General features: G+C 64.7%; 3 protein-coding genes. All 3 read right to left on the bottom strand.

All coding sequences use genetic code 11. The features are described from left to right. Positions 1 to 197 precede the first annotated feature (197 nt). A complete protein-coding gene (locus QOC89_RS27335) occupies positions 198 to 2,276 on the bottom strand; it encodes an acetyl/propionyl/methylcrotonyl-CoA carboxylase subunit alpha (protein WP_323047885.1) in 2,079 nt (692 codons plus the stop codon). 155 nt (positions 2,277 to 2,431) lie between these two features. Further along, positions 2,432 to 3,217 carry an enoyl-CoA hydratase/isomerase family protein gene (locus QOC89_RS27330; protein WP_323047884.1) on the bottom strand — a complete coding sequence of 262 codons (786 nt, stop codon included), beginning with the start codon at positions 3,215 to 3,217 and terminating at the stop codon, positions 2,432 to 2,434. Positions 3,218 to 3,246: 29 nt separating this feature from the next. After that, positions 3,247 to 3,785: carboxyl transferase domain-containing protein (locus QOC89_RS27325; RefSeq protein WP_323047883.1), on the bottom strand; the 539-nt coding region annotated here is incomplete at its 5' end.

The raw sequence follows: 3,785 nt of genomic DNA, 5'->3' as shown, positions 1-3,785 counted from the left end.
CGAGTGGCTGGACGACGTGTTGCGCATGGCCAAGCCGGCGTGCCGTTAGGGTATGCGCGCCTCGTTTGAGTCTCGCTTAGGCGTTGCTTAGGCCTCGTTCAGGTTTTATTGGGGTCTCTCAGGGTTCGCTCAGGCATCGCTCAGCCATTGCTCAGGCATCGCTCAGGCATCGCTCAGGCATCGTTTAAACCTCGCACTCAGCCTACATTCAGCACGAGCAGTTGCGCCCCATCGGCAACCTGATCGCCAACTGCATACAGCACTTCCGCTACCGTGCCGGCCGCCGGTGCGCCGATCGTGTGCTCCATCTTCATCGCCTCCATCACGATCAGCGGCGTGCCCTTCTCCACCACCGTCCCCGGTTCGACCAGCACCGCGATCACCTTGCCCGGCATCGGCGCGGTCAAACGGCCTTCGCCGCCTTCGGCGTCCGCCGCATGCGCGAGCAGGTTTTGCCACTCGAACGCCAGCGCCTCGCCGAGACAGAACACGTAGAACGTATCGCCGTCGATGAAAACGCGGCCTGTCACCCGCGCATCGCCGATCGTCGCGCGGTATTCGTGCCGCTCCGTGCCGTCCGACCAGGTGAAGTCATCACGCACGCCGTCGTGCTCGAGCGTTTGGGTGCCGCCGTCGCGGGCGAACGTGACGGTGAAGGTGTTGTCGTTGCCGCTGCCGCTGCCGCTGCCGCTGCCGCTGCCGCTGCCACTATCGTTGCCGTCGCCGATCGTGCGCCAGCCGAGCGTCTGCGTATAGCCGCTGTTCAGACGCCAGTGCGATAGCGCGTCCCACGGCGACGCACCGTGCGCCGTGCCGCCTTCGCGCGTCAGCAACGCGGCGCAGGCGAGCGCCAGCGCTTCCTTGAACGGCTTCTTCACCGGCGCGAACAAGGCGTCGTGATGACGCTCGATCAAACCCGTATCGAGATCGCCGGTTGCGAACGGTTCGCTTGTGACAATGCGTTGCAGGAACTCGACGTTGGTATGCGGACCCACTACTTCGCAGGCACGCAGCGCGCGATTCAGCCGCGCCAGCGCCTCTTCCCGCGTCGCGCCGTGGACGATCAGCTTGGCGATCATCGGATCGTAGAAAGGCGTGATGGTGTCGCCTTCGCGCACGCCGCTGTCGATACGTACCGGCGCTTTGCTGCCCTCGCCCAGACCCGCCGCGCCAATGGTGAATTCGACGCCCTCCGGCATGCGCAGATGCTTCAACGTACCCGTGGACGGCAGGAAGCCGCGTGCCGGATGCTCGGCGTAAATACGCGCTTCGATTGCGTGGCCGTCGATTTTCAGTTGCGCTTGCGTGAGCGGCAGCGGTTGGTCGGCGGCGACGCGCAGTTGCCACTCCACCAGGTCCTGCCCGGTCACCATTTCCGTGACCGGATGCTCGACCTGCAGGCGCGTGTTCATCTCCATGAAGTAGAAATCGCCGGTGCCGGTCATGATGAACTCGACCGTGCCCGCTCCAACGTAATTCACGGCACGCGCGGCGGCCACGGCCGCTTCGCCCATCTCGCGTTTGATTTCCGCGGACAAACCCGGCGCCGGCGCTTCTTCCAGCACTTTCTGGTGACGGCGCTGCACCGAGCAATCGCGGTCGAAGAGATACACCGCGCCGCCATGACGGTCCGCGAACACCTGCACTTCCACGTGACGCGGCCGCGTCAGATACTTTTCGATCAGCACGCGGTCGTTGCCGAAGCTGCTGGCGGCTTCCCGTTTGCACGACGCCAGCGCCGCCGCGAAGTCTTCAGTGCGCTCGACCACCCGCATGCCTTTACCGCCGCCGCCCGCGCTTGCCTTCAGCAAGACCGGATAGCCGATCGCATCCGCTTCGCGATGCAGCAACCGGGGCTCCTGATCGTCGCCGTGATAACCCGGCACGAGCGGCACGGCGGCCGCATGCATCAGCGCCTTCGCGGCTGCCTTCGAGCCCATGGCGGCGATCGCTTCGACCGGCGGTCCGATGAAGACGATGCCGGCCGCTTCGCAGGCCTGCGCGAAGTCTTCGTTTTCCGACAGAAAACCGTAGCCCGGATGCACTGCCTGCGCGCCGGTGGCACGCGCGGCGTCGATAATGCGCTCGAAGCGCAGATAGCTTTCCGCCGCGGTCGATCCGCCGATATGCACGGCCTCGTCGCATGCGGCCACGTGTTTCGCGTTGGCATCCGCGTCGGAATACACAGCCACGCTCGCGATACCGAGCCGCTTGCAGGTTGCGGCGACGCGGCACGCAATCTCGCCGCGGTTCGCAATCAGGATCTTGTTGAACATGAGGTGTCTCGGTGATTGTCCCGTTCGGGGCTGTGTTGTTCTTGAAGGCGAGCATGCGCCCTGGAATGGATGCCTGCGTGGCAGCAATTGGCACTTCATTTGGCAGCTCAATTGGCAGCTCATTTGGCACTTCATTTGGCAGCTCAATTGGCGCTTCAATCGCGCCAGGCCGGCGTGCGCTTTTCGAGGAACGAGGCGACGCCTTCACGGCCCTCCGCACCGGCGCGCGTGCGCGCGATGCGTGCGGCCGTGTCCTCGATCATGGCCTCGTTCAGTTCGTGGCCGGCGATGTCCTGCACCAGTTGCTTGCAGGCACGCACCGCTTGCGGGCCGTTCGCGCAGAGCGTTTCCGCGATCTGCTGCACGGCGGCGTCGAGTTGCTCCGCGCTCACCGCTTCGCTGACGAGACCCAGGCGCAACGCCGTCGCGCAATCGAACTGCTCGGCGCTTATGAAATAGCGGCGCGATGCCTGCTCGCCCAACGCACGGATCACATAGGGCGCGATAGTGGCTGGGATCAGACCGAGACGCGCTTCCGAGAGGCAAAAACGCGCACTCTCCACCGCGACGACGATATCGCACGCCGAAATCAAGCCCATGCCGCCCGCGTACGCGTCGCCATTCACCCGCGCGATCACCGGCTTGTTGCAGCGGTAGATCGACGCCAGCATGTTCGCCAGCAGCATTGCGTCGGCGCGGTTCTCGTCGTCCGAGTAGCCGGCCATCTTCTTCATCCAGTTCAGATCGGCGCCCGCGCAGAACGCCTTGCCGTTCGCGGCGAGCACCACCGCGCGCACGTCGGCGCGTGCGTTCAGAGCCGTGAAGGCCGAGCTCACTTCGGCGATCATCGTTTCATTGAACGCGTTGCGCACCTCCGGCCGGTTCAGCGTGACCGTGGCGACGCGCCCCGCAACAGCGACATTCAGCGTTTCGTATTGCATCGTTGCAGCTCCTCGCTCGTAGCGCTCCGTCACATTCTGAACACGCCGAAACGCGTGTCTTCGATTGGCGCGTTCATCGTGGCCGACAGGCCGAGACCGAGCACGTCGCGCGTTTGCGCCGGATCGATCACGCCGTCGTCCCACAAGCGCGCGCTCGCGTAGTACGGGTGGCCCTGATGCTCGTACTGGTCGCGGATCGGTTGCTTGAACGCCTCTTCCTCTTCAGCGCTCCACGAACCGCCCTTGCCTTCGATGCCGTCGCGCTTGACCGTGGCCAGCACCGAGGCCGCCTGCTCGCCGCCCATCACCGAAATGCGCGCGTTCGGCCACATCCACAGGAAGCGCGGCGAATACGCGCGGCCGCACATGCCATAGTTACCGGCCCCGAACGAGCCGCCGATGATCACCGTGAACTTCGGCACCTTCGCCGTTGCCACGGCTGTCACCATCTTCGCGCCGTTACGCGCGATGCCTTCGTTCTCGTATTTGCGGCCGACCATGAAGCCCGTGATGTTCTGCAGGAACACGAGCGGAATCTTGCGCTGACAGCACAGTTCGATGAAGTGCG

Origin of the sequence: Paraburkholderia sp., from assembly GCF_034668105.1 — a bacterium.
In the GTDB taxonomy this organism is placed as follows: domain Bacteria; phylum Pseudomonadota; class Gammaproteobacteria; order Burkholderiales; family Burkholderiaceae; genus Paraburkholderia.
This window is presented reverse-complemented; position numbering and strand designations above follow the sequence as displayed.